This window comes from Mycolicibacter longobardus, assembly GCF_002102265.1.
In the GTDB taxonomy this organism is placed as follows: domain Bacteria; phylum Actinomycetota; class Actinomycetes; order Mycobacteriales; family Mycobacteriaceae; genus Mycobacterium; species Mycobacterium longobardum.
On record NZ_LQPG01000021.1, the window covers coordinates 1 to 1,694 of the forward strand.

Genomic DNA, 1,694 nt, shown 5'->3' on the forward strand with positions numbered 1-1,694 from the left:
GGTAGTGCGGTTGGGGCGTTTTTGACGTTTGGGTTGTCGCCGTTGGCTGCGGCGCCTGTTGCGCATGCTGATGGTGAGTTGGATTGGGTTGTTGATCTGCTGGGTGATGATCTGGCGGGTGCGTTTGCGGATTTGAGTCAGGCGTCGTCGTGGGAGACGTTGTTTGATGCGGGTTCGTGGGAGCCGTTGCTGTCGAACGTGGGGTTGTCGTTTGATGCGTCGTTGGCGGATCTGCCGGGGTCTTCGGCGTCGGCTGATGACTGGTTCGGTTCGTTGTTCTACACGCCGTTGCATCAGTTGGGGCAGGCGTGGATTCTGAGTCCGTTTGGTGAGCAGGTTAATTCGTTTATCAACTTGTTCGGTTTCGGTCAGATTCTGATCGGTAATGGCGAAGCCGGTATGGATGGTGGGACGCTGGCGCAGGCTGCTGGTGGTGCCGGTGGTTTGTGGTTCGGTGATGGTGGTGCGGCGGGTACTGCTGCTGATGGCACCGGTGGTGTCGGTGGTTCGGCGGGGATGTTCGGTAATGGTGGTGCCGGTGGTGCGGGCGACGCTGGTGGTGATGGTGGCGCCGGCGGTGCTGGTGGCTGGTGGATGGGTATTGGTGGTGACGGCGGCGCTGGTGGTGCTGGTGTCGCTGGTGGTGCTGGCGGTAATGGTGGTGCTGGTGGCGCGGGTGCTGGGTTCATGTATGGCGTTGGTGGTCATGGTGGCGCTGGCGCTGATGGTGCGGTGGGTGTTGCCGGTGTTGCCGGCGGTATTGGTCTTGATGGCACCTCGGGTGGCAATGGTGGCGCCGGTGGTAATGGTGGTGCCGGTGGTCGGGGTTCGTGGCTGATCGGTGCTGGTGGTAAGGGCGGTGCTGGTGGCCAGGGTGGTCATGGTGGCGTTGGTGGTGATGGTGGCGATGGTGAGGACGCCACGGTGGCCGGTGAGGCCGGTGGCGACGCGGGTCATGGCGGCAATGGTGGTGCGGCCGGCCAGGGCGGTAATGCGGGTGTTGGTGGTTCGGGTGGTTGGTTGCTCGGTGGTACGGGTGTTACCGGTGTGGGTGGTAACGGCGGCAATGGTGGTGCTGCTGGTATCGGTGGCAATGGTGGTGCCGGTGCTGATGGTGATGCGTCGGCTATCGATGGTGGTGCTGGTGGTGCTGGTGGTGACGCGGGTGTTGCGGGTGCGGCCGGTGCGGGTGGTTCCAACGGTGGCCAGTCCGGTGCTGCGGGTGCGGCGGCCTCGGGTGGCGGTAACGGCGGCCACGGTGGTGACGGGTTCACTGCCACCACTGCGGGTGCTGCCGGTGGTGCCGGTGGCGCTGGTGGTGATGCCGGCAACCTGGGTGATGGTGGTAATGGTGGCGCTGGTGGTGATGGCGCCGCCGGTGAGGCTGGTTCGACGGATGGACTCACTGGCGATGGCACCTCGGGTCTGACCGGTGGCGCTGGTGGTGCCGGTGGTGCCGGTGGTGCTGCGCAGGCCGGTAATGGTGGTAATGGTGGTGCCGGTGGCCGTGGTGGCGTCGGTGGTGCGGGTGGCGTCGGTGAGGACGGCGCGACGGGTGCGGACGCGGTGGCCGGTAGCGGTCTTGATGGTGAAGACGGTGGGGACGCGACCAGCTCCGGTGGTGTTGGTGGTGATGGTGGCGTCGGCGGCAACGGTGGCGTGGGTGGCGCCTCGGCGCAGGGCCTCGCCGGTCT

Annotated in this window: 2 pseudogenes; one reads left to right on the plus strand and one right to left on the minus strand. The window is 65.8% G+C overall.

From position 1 onward, the window contains the following. Positions 1-957, minus strand: a pseudogene (locus tag AWC16_RS25545) (hypothetical protein); the annotation flags it as partial. Between AWC16_RS25545 and AWC16_RS25550 the strand changes: the two are divergent. Further along, a pseudogene (locus tag AWC16_RS25550) lies at positions 925-1,694 on the plus strand (PE family protein); the annotation flags it as partial. The pseudogenes AWC16_RS25545 and AWC16_RS25550 sit on opposite strands and share 33 nt — an antisense overlap.